19 protein-coding genes are annotated in these 16,447 nt (G+C 72.9%); 12 read left to right on the top strand and 7 right to left on the bottom strand.

What is annotated here, in order from left to right; translation table 11 throughout:
* The gene (locus GON04_RS00480; protein ID WP_157396043.1) at window positions 1-495 is read right to left on the bottom strand and encodes a hypothetical protein; all 495 of its coding nucleotides are present in this window, start codon (window positions 493-495) and stop codon (window positions 1-3) included.
* A gap of 175 nt (window positions 496-670) precedes the next feature.
* On the opposite strand from GON04_RS00480, the gene minC reads away from it, so the two are divergent.
* From minC to GON04_RS00460, 4 genes are all read left to right on the top strand, one after another.
* Window positions 671-1,417, top strand: coding sequence for a septum site-determining protein MinC (minC, locus tag GON04_RS00475; protein ID WP_157396042.1), 747 nt, complete (start codon window positions 671-673; stop codon window positions 1,415-1,417).
* Window positions 1,418-1,431: 14 nt separating this feature from the next.
* Window positions 1,432-2,247, top strand: a complete 816-nt coding sequence (gene minD, locus GON04_RS00470) for a septum site-determining protein MinD (protein ID WP_157396041.1) — start codon at window positions 1,432-1,434, stop codon at window positions 2,245-2,247.
* Between the two features lie 3 nt (window positions 2,248-2,250).
* Window positions 2,251-2,517, top strand: coding sequence for a cell division topological specificity factor MinE (gene minE, locus GON04_RS00465; protein ID WP_157396040.1), 267 nt, complete (start codon window positions 2,251-2,253; stop codon window positions 2,515-2,517).
* Window positions 2,518-2,610: 93 nt separating this feature from the next.
* Complete coding sequence (locus tag GON04_RS00460) at window positions 2,611-3,078, top strand: SRPBCC family protein (protein ID WP_157396039.1); 468 nt, start codon at window positions 2,611-2,613, stop codon at window positions 3,076-3,078.
* A 27-nt stretch (window positions 3,079-3,105) separates the two neighbouring features.
* On the opposite strand, the gene GON04_RS00455 is transcribed toward GON04_RS00460, so the two are convergent.
* Window positions 3,106-3,423 (bottom strand): hypothetical protein, encoded by a 318-nt coding sequence (locus GON04_RS00455; protein WP_232532909.1) that lies wholly within the window; start codon window positions 3,421-3,423, stop codon window positions 3,106-3,108.
* A gap of 288 nt (window positions 3,424-3,711) precedes the next feature.
* Here GON04_RS00455 and GON04_RS00450 point away from each other — a divergent pair, with 288 nt between their 5' ends.
* On the top strand, window positions 3,712-4,002 hold the full coding sequence (locus GON04_RS00450) for a GIY-YIG nuclease family protein (RefSeq protein WP_181653563.1): 291 nt from the start codon (window positions 3,712-3,714) through the stop codon (window positions 4,000-4,002).
* Window positions 4,003-4,355: 353 nt separating this feature from the next.
* Here GON04_RS00450 and GON04_RS00445 read toward each other — a convergent pair whose 3' ends face one another.
* Both GON04_RS00445 and GON04_RS00440 read right to left on the bottom strand, forming a co-directional pair.
* Window positions 4,356-4,937: an NnrU family protein gene (locus GON04_RS00445; protein WP_157396038.1), complete on the bottom strand. Its 582-nt coding sequence runs from the start codon at window positions 4,935-4,937 to the stop codon at window positions 4,356-4,358.
* A 56-nt stretch (window positions 4,938-4,993) separates the two neighbouring features.
* The gene (locus tag GON04_RS00440; RefSeq protein ID WP_232532908.1) at window positions 4,994-6,205 is read right to left on the bottom strand and encodes an MFS transporter; all 1,212 of its coding nucleotides are present in this window, start codon (window positions 6,203-6,205) and stop codon (window positions 4,994-4,996) included.
* Between the two features lie 78 nt (window positions 6,206-6,283).
* Here GON04_RS00440 and GON04_RS00435 point away from each other — a divergent pair, with 78 nt between their 5' ends.
* The 7 genes from GON04_RS00435 to GON04_RS00405 all read left to right on the top strand — a co-directional run bounded on the left by GON04_RS00435 (window position 6,284) and on the right by GON04_RS00405 (window position 12,874).
* Window positions 6,284-7,306 carry a LysR family transcriptional regulator gene (locus GON04_RS00435; RefSeq protein WP_157396037.1) on the top strand — a complete coding sequence of 341 codons (1,023 nt, stop codon included), beginning with the start codon at window positions 6,284-6,286 and terminating at the stop codon, window positions 7,304-7,306.
* 77 nt (window positions 7,307-7,383) lie between these two features.
* Window positions 7,384-8,496: a cyanuric acid amidohydrolase gene (gene atzD, locus GON04_RS00430; protein WP_157396036.1), complete on the top strand. Its 1,113-nt coding sequence runs from the start codon at window positions 7,384-7,386 to the stop codon at window positions 8,494-8,496.
* On the top strand, window positions 8,493-9,743 hold the full coding sequence (locus GON04_RS00425; RefSeq protein ID WP_157396035.1) for an FAD-dependent oxidoreductase: 1,251 nt from the start codon (window positions 8,493-8,495) through the stop codon (window positions 9,741-9,743). The genes atzD and GON04_RS00425 overlap by 4 nt, the downstream gene beginning before the upstream one ends.
* Window positions 9,740-10,237: a VOC family protein gene (locus GON04_RS00420; protein ID WP_157396034.1), complete on the top strand. Its 498-nt coding sequence runs from the start codon at window positions 9,740-9,742 to the stop codon at window positions 10,235-10,237. The genes GON04_RS00425 and GON04_RS00420 overlap by 4 nt, the downstream gene beginning before the upstream one ends.
* An 8-nt stretch (window positions 10,238-10,245) precedes the next feature.
* A complete protein-coding gene (locus GON04_RS00415) occupies window positions 10,246-11,214 on the top strand; it encodes an ABC transporter substrate-binding protein (protein ID WP_157396033.1) in 969 nt (322 codons plus the stop codon).
* Window positions 11,215-11,252: 38 nt separating this feature from the next.
* Window positions 11,253-12,107 carry an ABC transporter ATP-binding protein gene (locus tag GON04_RS00410; protein WP_157396032.1) on the top strand — a complete coding sequence of 285 codons (855 nt, stop codon included), beginning with the start codon at window positions 11,253-11,255 and terminating at the stop codon, window positions 12,105-12,107.
* A complete protein-coding gene (locus GON04_RS00405; RefSeq protein WP_157396031.1) occupies window positions 12,104-12,874 on the top strand; it encodes an ABC transporter permease in 771 nt (256 codons plus the stop codon). Before GON04_RS00410 ends, GON04_RS00405 begins: the two co-directional genes overlap by 4 nt.
* Window positions 12,875-13,245: 371 nt before the next feature.
* Here GON04_RS00405 and GON04_RS00400 read toward each other — a convergent pair whose 3' ends face one another.
* From GON04_RS00400 to GON04_RS00390, 3 genes are all read right to left on the bottom strand, one after another.
* Window positions 13,246-14,628, bottom strand: a complete 1,383-nt coding sequence (locus GON04_RS00400; RefSeq protein ID WP_157396030.1) for an amidase — start codon at window positions 14,626-14,628, stop codon at window positions 13,246-13,248.
* 61 nt (window positions 14,629-14,689) lie between these two features.
* A complete protein-coding gene (locus tag GON04_RS00395) occupies window positions 14,690-15,304 on the bottom strand; it encodes an exonuclease domain-containing protein (protein WP_181653577.1) in 615 nt (204 codons plus the stop codon).
* Between the two features lie 598 nt (window positions 15,305-15,902).
* The gene (locus tag GON04_RS00390; RefSeq protein ID WP_157396028.1) at window positions 15,903-16,370 is read right to left on the bottom strand and encodes a response regulator transcription factor; all 468 of its coding nucleotides are present in this window, start codon (window positions 16,368-16,370) and stop codon (window positions 15,903-15,905) included.
* Between the last annotated feature and the right edge of the window lie 77 nt (window positions 16,371-16,447).

The raw sequence follows: 16,447 nt of genomic DNA, 5'->3' as shown, positions 1-16,447 counted from the left end.
TCAGTCGCCGACGCTGTCGAAGCCGCCGACGCCGTGGCGCGATCTCTCGACGGTGCGCTTGGCGGCGCGCTTGGCCTTGCTGGCCGAGCGTCCCTGCTCGGTCGCGCCGCCGCTGTCCCGCTCGCGCTTGACGATGCCGTTGTCGCGGTCGCGCGGTGGCGTCACGTCGCTGCCGCCCGGACGGGCCAGGTCGCTGTTGCTCGGCCGCCCGACGCCGGGATCGCGCGGCACCACCGGCGCTGCGCCGTCCAGCCCCGAGGGCTTCTGCAGCACCACGCCGCCGCCCGGGTCGTCGCGGCTTTGCGGGCTGATGCCGCCCTGCGGCGGACCGGCCTGCGGGCCCAGCCCCGATTGCGGGCCGGCCATGGCCGGGCGGCCCTCGAAGGCCGCGTTCGGTCCGGTGCTCTGGCCATGGGCGTCACTGAGGGTGAACAAAGCGAGCACCAAAATCGCGGCGACCGTGAACCAGTGCCAGGTGGTGTGGGGCATGCGCATGATTGGCTCCTTCGAACCAAGCGGCTCGAACCCAGTGTGGGCGTGCGATCGCGCCGGCTGCAGCCGCATTCAGCAACAGAAAGTGTAGGACGGCGCTCACCACCCACTGCTAAGATGCGCCGACGCTCAGCCGCTCCAGCAGCAGTCCGAAGCCGCAGTACCCCCTCACTCCCCGATGTCCGTCGCCCTCGCTGGCCGCACCCCCGCCACATTCGAGATCAAGAGCGCGACCCTGCCGCTGGTCTCGCTGCTGCTGAAGTCCCCTGATCTCGCCGCCCTGTCGCGGGAGCTGCAGGTGCGCTTCGGCGACAAGCCCGATTTCTTCGACCACGACGCGCTGGTCATCGACCTCACGCCGGTGGCCGGCCTGGCGGTCGACTTCGCTGCCCTGGTTGCGCTGCTGGCCAGCCACCGCGTGCATCCGGTGGCCGTGCGCGGCGGCTCGGCCGAGCAGGTGGTGGCGGCGCGTGCCGCCGGCCTGGCGCGCGCCGATGACCTGCTGCTGCAGTCGCCGCGGGTGGTGCAGGAGCCGGTGCGCAGCGCGCCGGCCGCGGCCCCGGCGCCGGCCGCCCCGCCCGGGGCGCTGATCGTCGACCGGCCGCTGCGCTCGGGCCAGCAGGTCTATGCGCGCGGGCGCGACCTGGTGGTGATGGCCATGGTCAATGCCGGCGCCGAAGTGGTGGCCGACGGCAGCATCCACGTGTACGCACCGCTGCGCGGCAAGGCCATGGCCGGCGCGCGCGGGCATGCCGAGGCGCGCATCGTGACGCTGTGCCTCGAACCCGAACTCGTCTCCATCGCCGGCGTGTACCGCACCAGCGACGTGCCGCTGCCCGCCGCCGTGCTGGGCAAGCCGACCCAGATCCGCCTGGACGGCGGCACCGAGGGCCGGCTGGTGATGGATCCATTGGACATCCGCTGAGGAACCGAACACCCATGGCAAGAATCATCGTCGTCACTTCCGGCAAGGGCGGGGTCGGCAAGACCACCACCAGCGCCAGCTTCGCCTCCGGGCTGGCCCTGGCCGGCCACAAGACCGCCGTCATCGACTTCGACGTCGGCCTGCGCAACCTGGACCTCATCATGGGTTGCGAGCGGCGCGTGGTGTACGACCTGATCAACGTGATCCAGGGCGAAGCCACGCTGAACCAGGCGCTGATCAAGGACAAGCACTGCGACAACCTGTTCGTGCTGGCGGCCTCGCAGACGCGCGACAAGGATGCGCTGACGCGCGAGGGCGTGGAGAAGGTGCTGCACGACCTCGACGCGATGGGCTTCGAGTGCATCGTGTGCGACTCGCCGGCCGGCATCGAGACCGGCGCGCTGATGGCCATGCACTTCGCCGACGAGGCGCTGGTGGTGACCAACCCCGAGGTGTCGTCGGTGCGCGACTCCGACCGCATCCTGGGCATGCTGTCGTCCAAGACCAAGCGCGCGATCGAGGGCAAGGAGCCGATCAAGGAGCACCTGCTGATCACGCGCTACAACCCGAACCGCGTCGACCAGGGCCAGATGCTGTCGCTGGAGGACATCCAGGACATCCTGCGCATCAAGCTGATCGGCGTGATCCCCGAGAGCGAGAGCGTGCTGCAGGCCAGCAACCAGGGCACGCCGGCGGTGCACCTCAAGGGCAGCGACGTGTCCGAGGCCTACAAGGACGTCGTCGACCGCTTCCTCGGCCAGGACAAGGCGCTGCGCTTCGTCGATCCGCAGAAGCAGGGCTTCCTCAAGCGCCTGTTCGGGAGCCGCTGACCGATGGCCTCGTTCCTCTCGTTCCTGCTGGGCGAAAAGAAGAAGACCGCCAGCGTCGCCAAGGAGCGGCTGCAGATCATCCTGGCGCACGAGCGCAGCGGCCGCAACGCCGCCGAGCCCGACTACCTGCCCGACCTGCAGCGCGAGCTGGTGGCGGTGATCGGCAAGTACATCAAGATCGACCCGCATGACATCAAGGTGCACCTGGAGCGCCAGGACAACCTGGAGGTGCTGGAGGTCAAGATCGAGCTGCCGGAGTCGCGCTTCTAGCGGCCAGGCCGCGCCGGCGCCGGCGCGGTCCGACACGCGGTGCCGGCGTGCTCCAGCTTGACGCACCGGTCGCTGCGCGGCGATAACGGGCGCATGGTCACTTCCACCATCGTGCGCGTGCAACGCGCCTATGCCTGCCCGGCCGAGGCCGTCTACGACGCCTGGCTCGACCCCGCGGTGGCGCGCCGCTTCCTGTTCGCCACCCCCGGCGGCACCATCACCCGCTGCGACATCGACCCGGGCGTCAACGGCAGCTTCACCGTGGTCGACCGGCGGCCGCTGGAGGCCGATCCGTCGAGCGCGATCGAGGTCGAGCACAGCGGCCGCTTCCTGCAGCTCGACCGGCCGCGCCGCATCTCCTTCACCTTCCTGCTGCCGCAGTACCAGGCGCACGAGACCGCCGTCATCCTGGACATCGAGCCGCAGGGCGACGGCTGCGAGCTGACGCTGCGCCACGACCTCGGGCTGGCCGAGGATGCCGCCGAAATGCTGGAGCGCGCCGAGGATGGCTGGACCCGCATGCTGGCGGCGCTGGACGAGGCCCTGAAGGCCACCGCCTGAGCGCGCCGCGCCGGCCCGGACGCCGGGTCAGCCGGCCCCGCGCGGACCGCGCCCGGTGCCCCTGCCGCCGGTGCGCGCCTGCACCTCGTTGTGGGAGCCGGCCAGCGCCTCGCGCTCGTGCCGGCTCTGCGGCGTGCGCTGGCCCTGGTTGGTCTGCGTCGGCTCCTGGTTCCCCACCTTGTTGTGGTCGTTGCCCAGCTTGGGCGTGTGCGGCAGCTGGTGGTCGGCCGGATTGCCCTTGGCCTGGCTGCGCGCCGCGACCTCGGCGGCGCTGCCCTTGACCATCCGCTCGGGATGCTTGTCGCGGCTCTGTTCGCTGCGAAGGAAGTCCTGCTTCTTGCTCATGGGTGCTCCTCGTGCGGTCCGATGGGGATGGAGGCCATTGTCGGAACGCGACCCTCGGCCATGGTGTCGGACACCGCCGGGCGCAGGTGACGGGTGTGACGCGGTGCAAGCGGGCGCAACGCCGGCGCAGCCGGCTTGGCGAGACGGTGGTGTCGCGCTGAGGGCTGTGGATGCCGGGTCGAGCCCGGCAGGACGAGGTTTCTGGGGTTCAGTCGCTGTCGTCTCGCCAGCCGCAGCTCCCCCACCCAGAGGACGCCGGCAGCGCGCGGCCGCGGCATCGTGCGCGGGGTGGAGCAAGCCTATGTCTACCTGCTCGCCAACCGGCGCCACGGGACGCTGTATGCGGGCGTCACCAGCGATCTCGTGCGGCGCGTGCACCAGCACCGCACCAGCGTCACCGCCGGCTTCAGCGCGCGGTACCGCACCACGCAGCTGGTCTGGTTCGAAACCACGCCGTCGATCCTGGCGGCGATCGCGCGCGAGAAGCAGCTGAAGAACTGGAAGCGGGCGTGGAAGGTCGCGCTGATCGAAGCGGCGAACCCGACCTGGCGCGACCTGTACCCGCGGCTGTTGGGTTGAGCGCTCCGTTCCACCTGTCTTGCGTCATTGCGGGCTCGACCCGCAATCCATCTCCTGTCCCCGCGCGCCACCCCGGCACGCTGAAACGCGCCGGGTCGAGGACCGACCGGGAGCTGGATGCCGGGTCAAGCCCGGCATGACGACAGGGGGGCAGGGCCGGTGAACGTCCTCGAACGGCGACTGGCGATGCGCCGTCACCGTCCGCCGCGCCGCTCAAGGCGGACTCGGCCCACGACTCCAGCCGCCCATCCCGTCTCCCGTCATGGCGGGCTTGACCCGCCATCCATCTCCGGACCGTTCCACCACCCCGCACCGCGATGGCAGGCCCCCGGCAGCGGCCCCTTAGTCGCGCCTCAGAGCCCCAGCGGACTCACCCCGATCAGCCATGTGTGGGCGCCCAGCACGAACACGGCCCAGGCGGCCAGGCCGACCATGACGGCGGCCACCGTGCCGGCGGTGGTGCCGGGCGGGTAGACGGTGGCGGCCGCGCGGTCGCGCCGGCGGGCGGAGCGGAAGTCCAGCACGGCCCAGGCCAGGAAGGCCCCGAACAGCACCACGTCGGCGAGGTTGCCGTTGGCCAGCAGGTGGGCCAGCGCCCAGGTCTTCACGCCCAGCAGCATCGGATGGTGCAGGCGGGCGCGGATGCCGTTGCGCGGCACGTAGGCGGCGGCCAGCAGGATGAACGAGGCCACCATCAGCAGCGCCGCCAGGTGGTTCATGCCGCGCGGCGGCGTCCACAGCACCTGCGGCGCCTGGCGCGCCAGCCCGTAGCCCCACACGACCAGCGCGAAGCCGGCCAGCGACAGCAGCGAGTACAGGCCCTTCCAGCCGTTCTCGCCCAGGCGGGCCAGCATGCCGGCGCGCCAGCCGTCGGCCACGATGCGGGTCGAATGCACGCCCAGGAACAGCACCAAGCCCAGCAGCAGGATCGCCATGTCCGTCTCCATCGTGTCGTGGGACGGCGATTGTCACGCCGCCGGGCCGTGCCGGCTCAGCGACGTTGCAGCCAGGCGGCCAGCAGCACCGCGCCGGCCGCGCCCAGGGCGCCGGCCAGGTACACCGCGGGCAGCCCGGCCGTCCCGGCCAGCCAGCCGCCCAGCGGGCCCGCCAGCCCCATCGACAGGTCCTGGAACACCACGTAGCCGGCCATCGCCGCCCCGCGGGCCTGCGGCGGCGCGCGCCGCACCGCCTCGACGCCGAAGCCCTGGAACGCCAGCGCGTAGCCGGCCCCGGTCAGGCCGGCGCCCAGCCAGGCCAGCAGCGGGGTCGGCGCGGCCCAGATCAGCAGCTGGCCGATGGCTTCGGCGGCCACGCAGGGCATCGCCACCCGGGCGCCGCCGATGCGGTCCGGCAGGTGGCCCAGCCACAGGCGGGCGGCGATGAAGCCGATGCCGAAGCAGGTGAAGGCGAACGCCGCGCTGCCCCAGCCGCGCAGGTCGAACAGCAGCGCGATGAAGGCGTTCAGCGCCGCGTAGCCGAGCGAGGACAGCGTGAGCGCCAGGCCCGGCAGCCGCACGCTGCGCAGCACGCGCAGGAATCCCGGCCGGATCCCGCCGGCCGGCGGCGGCGTGGCCAGGCGGGCCGCCAGCGCCGCAGTGAGCAGCGGCGCCCCCGCGGTGGCCAGCGCGATGCCGGCGAAGCCGACCTGCGCGTGCAGCCAGCTGCCGGCCGGCGCGCCGCTGCCGAAGCCGCCGAACAGGGCCACCCCGATCCAGCCGAACACCTTGCCGGCGTGCGCCGGGCCGAGCCGGGCCACGCCCCAGCCGAGCGCGGCGGTCATCACGAAGGCCTCGGCCACGCCGGTGAGCAGGCGCGCCGCCACCAGCACCAGGGTGGCCGCCCGCGGGGCGGCCGGCAGCAGCGCCAGCCCGTACACGACGCCGACGGCGGCGATGCCCAGGGCGCCGGCCACCATCACCGGCCGCGGCCCGAGGGCATCGAGCCGCTGGCCGGCCCAGCGCCGGCCGAGCGCGATCGACGCCAGGTACTGCGCCCCCATCACGATGCCCACCCACAGCGGGCCCTGGCCCAGGGTGTCGTGCAGGTGGCGCGGCAGCACCGGCAGCGCCATCCCGGCGGCGAAGAAGCTGGCGTAGACGGCCGCCATCAGCGGCAGCAGCGGCCGGAACGCCGACCACAGCGTGTCGCCGGCGGCGTGGGAGGGAGCGGTGGCGGCAGGGGACGGCACGCGGGCGAAGGGCAAAAGCCTGCAGTGTGCCCGGCCGGGCCGCGCCGGCACGCCGCACCGCCGCTTGTGGCACGCCCCTTGCGCAACCGGCCCATGCCCGCCACCCGTCCCATCACCCGCCCCGCTTCCGGTCCGACCGCCCGTTCCGCCGCCCAGCCCACCACCCGCGCCGGCGCCGCCGCCCGCCTTGCCGCGCCGGCCGGCAGCGCCGCCCGCGTGCACCCGCCGGCCCTGCTGGTCTACCTGGACGCGGTGGCGCGCGCCGGCTCGATCCGCAAGGCCGCCGAGGGCCTGCACGTGGCCTCCACCGCGCTGAACCGCCGCATCCTCAACCTGGAAGAGGAGCTCGGCACGCCGGTGTTCGAGCGCCTGCCCTCGGGCGTGCGCCTGAGCGCCGCCGGCGAGATCTTCATGGCCTACGTGCGCAGCAGCCTGAGCGACCTGTCCTCGGCGGTCTCGCGCATCGAGCAGTTGCGCGGGCTGGTGCGCGGCGAGGTGCAGATCGCCGCCGCCGAATCGGTCACGCTGGACCTGCTGCCGCAGGCCATGGCGGCCTTCCAGGCCCGCCATCCGGGGGTGGGCTTCCGGGTCCGCTCGGGCGGCACCGAGGCGCTGCTGGAGCACCTGCTGAGCGACGCCTGCGACCTGCTGCTGGCGCACGACCCGCCCGAGAGCGAGGCCCTGGACCGGCTGGCCGAGGTGCCGCAGCCGCTGTGCGCGCTGCTGCGGCCCGACCACCCCCTGGCCGGCCGCGACGCCATCCGGCTGGCCGACTGCGCGCCCTACCCGGTGGCACTGGGCGAGGCGACCTTCGGCGGCCGGCGCCTGATCGACCGGGTGCTGGCCGCCACCCGCCTGAAGCTCAACGTCACGCTGGTCGCCTCGTCGGTGCAGAGCATGGCGGCCTATACGCGCCAGACCGGCGCCATCTCGTTCCAGTTCGCGGTCGGCACCCGCCACGAGGTGCGGCGCGGCGACCTGCTGGCGCTGCCGCTGACCGATCGCGCCTTCGGCCGCGCCCGCCTGGTGCTGGCGGCGCGCCGCGGCCGCACCCTGCCGATCGCCGCCCTGCGCTTTGCCGAGGTGCTCAAGGCGTCCCTTGCCGGTGCGGTGTGAGCGCAAAAAGGCACCACCCCGGGGCAAAAACTGACCTATCCGCGCTCGCGACCGGTTCCTAGACTGGGCTTCACCTTATGCAAGCTGCCGTCCACCGCCTGTCGATGCGCCACCCCGGCGACGTCTCCGAACTCGAGGCCCTGTTCCACGCCGGCGCGCTGCGCCCGGCCGACGTCGTCGCCGTCATCGGCAAGACCGAGGGCAACGGCGGCGTCAACGATTTCACCCGCGGCTACTTCACCCAGTCGCTGCTGGCGCTGCTGGCGCGCCGCACCGGCGAGGATGCCGCCGCGCTGGCCGGCCGCATCCCCTGCGTGCTGTCGGGCGGCTGCGAAGGCGTGCTCAGCCCGCACTACCTGGTGTTCAGCCGCCGCGGGGAGGCGGCCGGCGGCGACGGCCCGCCGGCGCTGGCGATCGGCGTCGCCATGAGCGAGCCGCTGCAGCCGGAGGACATCGGCCGCGGCGGCCACATCCGCAGCGTGGCCGCCGCCGTGCGCCGCGCGATGGCGGATGCCCGGATCGCCTCGCCGGCCGACGTGCAGCTGGTGCAGGTCAAGTGCCCCACGGTCACCGTGGCCGGCGCCCAGGACGCGGCGGCGCGCGGCCGCACGGTGGTCAGCCAGGACCCCAACCGCGCGATGGCCCACGCCCGGGTGGCCGGCGCGTTCGGCGTCGCCCAGGCGCTGGGCGAGCTCGACCACGATGCCGAGGCGCTCAGCCTGGCCGGCCTGGCCGACTTCGGCCAATACAGCGACAAGGCCAGCATCTCCTCCGGCGTCGAGGTGCGCTGCAACGAGGTCATCGTGCTGGGCGCCAGCCGCGCCTGGCGCGGCCCGCTGCGCATCGCCTGCCGGCCGATGCGCGACGCGCTGGACATCGGCGCCGTCTACGACACCTGCCGCGACCTCGGGCTGGAGCTGCGCCAGCACCAGCTCACGCCGGCGGCCCGGGCGCGCGTGGCCGGGGTGCTGGTCAAGTGCGAGCCGGACCGGCGCGGCAGCGTGCGCGGCCAGCGCCACACCATGCTGGACGACACCGACATCAACGCCCAGCGCCACATCCGCGGCGCCGTCGGCGGGCTGGTGGCCGGCGTGCTGGGCGACGGCCGCCTGTTCGTCTCCGGCGGCGCCGAGCACCAGGGCCCGGACGGCGGCGGCCTGGTCGCCGTGATCGCGGAGGCCTTGGCATGAGCGCGCGCCTGAAGGTCGCCATCGTCGGCTGCGGCGTCGCCGGCTCGGTGCTGGGCTACAGCCTGTCGCGCCGCCCCGACGTCGAGGTGGTCTGCTATGAGCGCGCCACGCCCGACGACCACAGCGAGGCCGGCACCGGCCTGAACGTCGGCCCCAACGCCATCAAGATGCTCGATGCCCTCGAGCCCGAGCTCGCGCGCCAGGTGGTGGCCGCCAGCTACGACTGGCTGCACTGGACCTGCAGCGACACCGCCGGCCGGACCATCTTCGACTTCCCGCTGTCCGACTGCGCCGACCGACCCGGCATCCGCATCCGCTGGTCGGAGCTGTACCGGGTGCTGCGCGCGCCGCTGGCCGGCGTGGCCCGCTTCGGCACCCAGGTGCTGGGCGTGGCCCGCGACCCCGCCCGCCCCGCCACCTACGCCGTCGACTACCGCGCTGCCGACGGCGTGGCGCGGCGCGACGACGGCTTCGACCTGGTGGTGGCCACCGACGGCCGCTACAGCGCGCTGCGGCCGCAGTTCGCCGGCGCCTGGACGCCGCGCCACGTGGCCTCGTGCATCTTCCGCCTGCTGGTGCCCGACACCAGCGGCGGCCTGATGGGCGACTACGCCTGGTGGTTCAACGGCAACCGGCGGCTGCTGGCGTTCAAGGTGCCGCCCGGCCAGGTCTACATCGCCGGCTCGTTCCCGCTGCCGCAGCCGGGCGCCGAGATCCCGGCCGCCGACAAGGCGCCCGATGCGATGGCGCGCCACTTCTATCCGGAGGCTGCCAGGCCCTGCCCCGAGGTGGCCTGGATGGTGGAGCAGCTCACCGACCAGCACGACCAGATCCACTGGGCCCGGCTACAGGAGACGCCGCCGCTGTTCGCCGCGCCGCACGACGCCGTGCTGTTCCTGGGCGACTCGGCGCACGGCATGGTGCCCACGCTGGGCCAGGGCGCGACGCAGGCGGTCGAGGACGCCTGCGTGGCGGCGGCGGTGATCCGGGACGCGCTGGCGGCGCGCGCCGCCGTGGCAGGGCCCCCGGTCGACCTGCACGCCATTACCGCCGAGATCTCGCGCCGCCGGCTGCAGCGCATCGAATGGGTGATGGCGCTCTCGCTCGAGGCCACCAAGGCCATGCTGCCGGACGGCGAGCCGCGGCGCGACATGGGCCGCCTGCGCGATCCCGAATGGCAGGGCTCGCTGACGCGCCTCTGGTCCGTCGCCGAACCGGCTCGGATCTTGCGAGAAGGCACCGCATGAGCGCACTCGTCCAGGGCCTGTTCCACGTCGCGGTGAAGACCGCCGACCTGCCGGCCACCCTGGCCTTCTACACCCGTGTGCTCGGCCTGTGCGAGGCGCCGCGGCCCGACTTCGGCTACCCCGGCGCCTGGCTGGCCACCCGGGCCGCCGGCCCGCAGGCCATCCTGCACATCTACGCCGGCGGCCCCGCCCTCGGCGAAGGCGGCCGCGTGCCGGTGGGCAGCGCCGCCATCGACCACCTCTCGCTGGCCTGCAGCGGCTTCCACGACTTCCGCGCCCGCTTCCAGCAGTTCGGCCTGCCGTGGCGCGAGTTCCTGGTGCCCGGCACCACCCTGTGGCAGCTGTTCGTCTACGACCCCAGCGGCGTGCAGCTCGAGCTCACCTTCCAGGGCAGCGCCGAAGCCGGCGCCCCGCCCGACCTGTCCGAGGGCCGCGCCTACCAGGCCGGCCGCGGCTTCTTCGATCCCACCGCTTACCAAGCACTGAAAGGCTAGCCCGTCCCATGAAGACCTCGTCCCTCCGCCGCGCCCTCGTGGTCGCCCTGGCCGCCGCTGTCCCGCTTGCCGCCCTGGCGCAGGACAAGATCAAGGTCGGCGTCTTCCCGTCCAGTTCCGCGCTGCCGTTCTACGTCGCGCTGGAGCGCGGCTACTTCAAGGAAGCGGGCATCGAGCCCGAGGCGGTGGTGTTCAACGCCCACCCGCTGACGGTGCAGGCGCTGGTCACCGGCGACGTGCAGGCCGCCGCGAATCTGGTGACGCTGGAAGGCGCCAACATCAACCAGCGCCGTCCCGGCACGCTGAGCTACATCTCGCTCAACGGCCAGAACGCCCAGTACATCACCGAGCAGTTCATCGTGAAGAACGGCAGCACGGCGAAGACGCTGGCCGACCTCAAGGGCGCGAAGATCCTGTCGGCCCCCGGCCCCGCCAACCTGGGCGCCGCCAAGGCCGTGCTCAAGGCCGCGGGCCTCGAGGAGGGCAAGGACTACTCGATCCAGGAGCAGCAGATGGGCGTGCACGTGGGCGCGCTGCAGGCCGGCACCTTCGACGCCGGCTACACGCTGGAGCCGGTGGCCAGCGTGGCGATCAGGAACGGCGCGGCGCGCCGGCTGGAGGCGGGCGTGATCTCCACCTACCTGCTGGGCCGCAAGGAGGCGCTGGCCTTCGCCGCCGGCGGCGCGCTGTCGGGCGAGTTCCTGGCCAAGCAGCCGGCGGTGGCCGCGCGCTACGCCGCCGCCTGGGCCAAGGCGGTGAAGGATGTCGACACCGACCCCAAGGTGCGCGACCTGCTGCCCAAGTACATGAACACCAGCGCCGAGATCGCGCCCACGGTGCCGCTGGCCAAGATCGTGATGGTCAAGGACCTCAAGGCGCAGGACCTGACCGACTTCCAGAAGTTCGTCGACATCGGCGTGGCGCAGGGCGTGGTCAAGGGCGCCGTGGACACCAAGTCCATGGTGAAGGCGTTCTGACGGCCGCCCCCGCCGCCCCACACGAGAAAGCCCAGCCCATGGCCGCCGTCCTCCAACCCGAAGCCGACCTGGCAGCCCCGGCCGGCGCGCTGCCGCCGCTGGCGCGGCGCCCGCCGCGCTTTCCGCCCGGCACCCACATCACCATCGAGGGCCTGACCAAGTCCTTCGCCGGCCAGCCGGTCTACCAGGGTTTCGAGCTGGCGCTGCCGCGGGCCCAGCTCACCTCCGTGTTCGGCCCCAACGGCTGCGGCAAGAGCACGCTGATCAACATGATGGCGGGCATCCTGCCGCACGAGGGCGGGCAGGTCCTGTTCGACGGCAAGACCGTCCAGGACACCCGCATCGGCTACGTGTTCCAGAACTACCGCGAGGCGCTGTTCCCGTGGCGCCGCGCGCTGGACAACATCCTGTACCCGCTGAAGTTCATCGGCGTCTCGCGCGCCGAGGGCCTGGAGCGCATCGAGCAGCTGGTGCAGGAGTTCGATGTCCGCGTCGACCTGCACCGCTACCCCTACGAGCTGTCGGGCGGCCAGCAGCAGCTGGTGTCCATCATGCGGGCGCTGGTGGTCGAGCCCGAGGTGCTGTTCATGGACGAGCCCTTCTCGGCGCTCGACTACGAGCTGACCTTGCTGATGCGCGAGCGCCTGCAGAAGGTGCTGCACGAACGCAAGGTCACCACGCTGCTGGTGTCACACGACCTCGAGGAGGCCGTCTACATGGCCGACAAGGTGCTGCTGCTCACGCGCCGTCCCACCACCATCGCCGATTTCGTCGACGTCCCGCTGCCGCGCCCGCGCGACACCGGCATGCTCACCAGCGACGCCTTCGTCGCGCTCAAGCGCCACTGCCTGGCGGTGTTCCAGCAGGCGGTGCGCGGAGGTGTTCCCGCATGACCAAACCCTTCACCGAGCGCCTGCGCGTGCTCACCCCGGCCATCGGCGTGCTGGTGCTGGTGGGCATCTGGTCGATCGCCCACACGCTGAAGATCGCCGACCCGGTGCTGCTGCCCAGCCCCGGCGAGACCTTCCGCGAGCTGTGGCAGGGCTTGGCCGGCGGCACGCTGGCGCACGACGCCTGGACCACCGTGCTGCGCACGCTGTATTCGTTCGCGATCGCGCTTTCCATCGGCGTGCCGCTGGGCATCGTGCTGGGCGCCAGCGACCGCATCTACCGCAGCATCGAGTTCGTGATCGACTTCTTCCGCTCGACCCCGGCCAGCGTGGTGTTCCCGCTGTTCCTGGTGCTGTTCGGCACCGGCGAGAAGACCAAGATCGCCGTCGCCGCGTTCGGCGCCGCGCTGGTCATTCTGTTCAACGTCGCCTACGGCGTGATGAACGCGCGCAAGCAGCGGCTGCTGGCGGCCCGCGTCATGGGTGCCAGCCCGCTGCAGGTGATGGTCGACGTCACCGTCTGGGAGAGCCTGCCGCAGACCTTCGTCGGCATCCGCTCGGGCATCTCGCTGGCGCTGGTGATCGTCATCGTCGCCGAGATGTTCATCGGCTCGACCGACGGCCTGGGGCACCGGGTGGTGAACGCGCAGATGGTGTTCGAGATGCCCACCATGTACGCGGCCATCTTCACCGCCGGCCTGCTGGGCTATGTGCTGAACCTGCTGTTCATCGTGATGGAGCGCCGGTTCGTGCACTGGTCGGGCCGCTGACCGGAGATGGATTGCGGGTCGAGCCCGCAATGACGAAGCACAGGGGCCAGCGCCGTCCGCGATGGCGCGTTACCCACGACCGGGCGCACTTCCCAAGACCCGTCATGCCGGGCTCGACCCGGCATCCATCGCCTGGACGCGGTTCGGGCGCGAGCGTGGAACCGGAGATGGATTGCGGGTCGAGCCCGCAATGACGAACCACAAGGGCATTCGTCGGGCCAGGCCGTCCGCAATGACGGTTACCCAGGACCCGACGCAATCCCCAAGACCCGTCATGCCGGGCTCGACCCGGCATCCATCTCCTGCACGTCTTTCGGGCGCGATCGTGCAACCGAAGATGGGTCGCGGGTCGACCCCGCAAGGACGAAACGCTAGTTCGCCGACGCAGTGGGCGCCGCCGCCGGCCCTTCGCGTCCCCACGGATGCGCCGCCTCGTACTGCGCGCCCAGCGCGCACAGCAGGTCGTCCGCCCCGTGCCGCCCGACCAGCTGGAACCCGATCGGCAGGCCGTCCGGGGCGCGCGGCGCCGGCAGGGCGAGGGCCGGCACGCCGGTGCCGTTCACCCAGGCGGTGAACACCGCGTGGCCGCGCGGGCCGACGGGGTGGCCGTCGATGGTCGGCGGGTGCGGCTGGTCGGCCGGCCAGGGCATGGCGGCCGCGGTCGGCGTGAGGATGACGTCCCAGTCGCGCTGCAGGTCGTGCAGCTGCTCGCGGCAGCTGCGCAGGTGGTCGAAGGCCTGCACCAGGTCGGCGGCCGCCAGCTGTTCACCGGTCTCCGCCAGCGGCCGCAGCGCGGCCCCGACGTGGTCGCGCCAGCCCGGATGTGCGCGCAGCACCCAGGCCAGGCCCGCCGCACTGACGACGGGCCAGACCTCGCGATTGAGCAGGTCGGCCAGCGGCAGGTCGTCCTGCTCGTCCACCGTGTGGCCCAGCGCCTGCAGCCGGGCCACCACGGTGTCCATGGCGGACTGGATCACCGCGGCCACCGGCCCGCCGCCGATCGCCCGGATGCGCAGGATGCGCAGCCGCGGCACGCTGGCCCGCGGCGCGAAATCCGGTGCGAGCAAGGGCATGGCCAGCTGCAGGTCGGCGACGCTGCGGGCGATCGGCCCGATCACCTCGAACTCGCCCAGCAGGGCCGCCAAGCCGTCGCGCCGCTCGACCCGTCCGACCGTGGGCTTGAGCGCCACGACCCCGGTGTAGCCGGCCGGCCGGCGCAGCGAGCCGCCGCCATCGGTGCCCAGTGCGAGCGGGCCGATGCCCAGAGCCACGGCCGCGACCGCGCCGCCGCTCGAGCCGCCCGGCGTGAGCGCCGGGTTCCACGGATTGCCGGTCACGCCGAACAGCGCATTGGCGGTGTAGCCGTGCAGCGTGAACTCGGGGCAGTTGGTCTTGCCGACCACGACGGCGCCGGCCGCGCGCAGGCGCGCCACCGGCAGCTCGTCGGCCGCCGGCACGTAGCCGCGGTACAGCGCGCTGCCCCAGGTGCACGGCAGGCCGGCGACGGGGATGTTGTCCTTGATGGTGAACGGGACGCCGTCCAGCGGCGACAGCGGCCGGCCGTCCCGCCAGCGGCGGCCGCTGGCCTGCGCCGCCTGCCGCGCTGCGGCGCGATCGCTGCCGACCAGCACGGCGCCGACCATTCCCTCGTCGGCGGCGCGCAAGGCCTCCTCCAGCACGGCGGCTGGCGTGGTGGCGCCGCATGCGTAGGCGGCTTGCAGGTCGACGGCGGAGCAGTAGCGGAGCGGGGTCATGCGGCGAAGGGACGAGGCAGGGAGCGCATCCCCAGCAGCTTCCGCGCCAGCCCGCGGCCGCTCAACCGCCTTCGAGGTACCGGGCGATGACCTTGGGCACCGCCTTGCGTGCGCTGCCCTGCACCTGGACCAGCAGGTCGTGGCGGCACTCGCCCACGCCGTACTGCCGGCGCAGGTCGTGCCGGATCTGCGACAGCAGCGCGGCCGCCACCTCGGCGTCGGCCAGGGCCCGGTGCGCGCGTCCAGACGACGGCAAGGCGTGGAAGGCGGCCAGCGAGCCCAGCTTGTGGCTGGGCGCCTGCGGGTACAGCCGGCGCGACAGCAGCAAGGTGCAGGCGAACGGCTGGGTGGCGGGGCGGTCGGCGCGTTCCAGTTCGGCGGCCCAGAAGCGGCGGTCGAACGCCGCGTTGTGCGCCACCATGGGCGCGTCGCCGACGAAGCGCGCGGCATCGGCCATCACCGCCTCGGCCGGCGGCGCGCTGGCGACCATGGCGTTGGTGATGCCGGTGTAGGCCTCGATGAAGGCCGGGATGCGCACCCCGGCGTTCATCAGGCTCTGGAACCGGTCGACCACCTGGTCGCCTTCCAGCAGCACGATGGCCACCTCGGTGGCGCGGTCGCCCTGCGTGGGCGACAGGCCGGTGGTCTCGAAGTCGATGACGGCGGTGAGGGACACAAGCTCAAGCATACCGGCTGGACCGTGCGCCGACCCCCGTCCTGGTGAGCCATGTCCGCCAGGACGGGAAGAGCGCATGCCGGTGTTGCGTCGAAGGGCGCCGCGCCGCGCTCGATTCCAAGTGGCGACGCGTCGCGTTGCCCCCGAAGGTTGTCATGCGGCGCTTCTGAGGTCGTCATGCCGGGCTGGACCCGGCATCCATCGCCGGCACGAGACCGCGCCCGAACCGCGTCCGGGAGATGGATTGCGGGTCAAGCCCGCAATGACGGAGAAGCGGTACTCCGTGCTCCCCTGAGGGGCGTCATGCGAGGCTGGAGCCGGGATCCATCGCCAGCACGAGACCGCATCCGAACCACGTTCGGCGGGTCAAGCCCGCCATGACGGGGAGGGATACGCCGAACTCCCCCGAGAGTCGTCATGCCGGGCTCGACCCGGCATCCATCTCCGGAACCAGCCCGCTCCTGATCCGCGCTTGGGAGATGGACGGCGGGTCAAGCCCGCAATGACGAGAGCGTGGCCGATCACCGTCCGTCGCGCCCTCGCCGCGGCGCCGGATTCCCGGCCCCGCTTCGTGATGGCCGACCGCCGCCCTGCCCGATCACTCGATGCGCACGCCCAGCAGCTGGTCGACCGTGGCCACCAGCGCGGTGAGCTCGGGGTCGGCCAGGTAGGCACTGGCGCCGGCGGCGCGGCCGGCCTGCTGGTACTGGGCGTCGACCAGCACCGAGGACACCTGCACGATCGGCAGGGCGGGCGCACGCAGGCGCAGCGCGCGGCAGACCGCGAAGCCGTCGAGGTCCGGCAGGTAGACGTCGAGCACGACGGCGGCGTGGTGGCCGAAGGCCTGCAGGGCCGCGGCCCCGCTCGGCGCCTCGTCCACCGCGTAGCCGGCCGCGCGCAGCGCGCGGGCGATGGCATAGCGCTTGGCCGCCTGGTCGTCGACGACCAGCACGGTGTAGCGGCCGCGCGCGGGGGAGAACAGGTGCTGGGGTTCCCAGTCGGTCGGGCCGGTCCCCTCGGGGCCGGCGTCGCCGCCCGAGAACAAGGAGCCGGTCGGCAGGTGCATTGGCATGGTTGGTTGTTGTCCGTGTAAGCGCGCCATCCCCGACGCGCACGACCACTGTCGCCTCCTGCGCGCGGGCC

Origin of the sequence: Ramlibacter pinisoli, assembly GCF_009758015.1 — a bacterium.
Lineage (GTDB): Bacteria > Pseudomonadota > Gammaproteobacteria > Burkholderiales > Burkholderiaceae_C > Ramlibacter > Ramlibacter pinisoli.
This window is presented reverse-complemented; position numbering and strand designations above follow the sequence as displayed.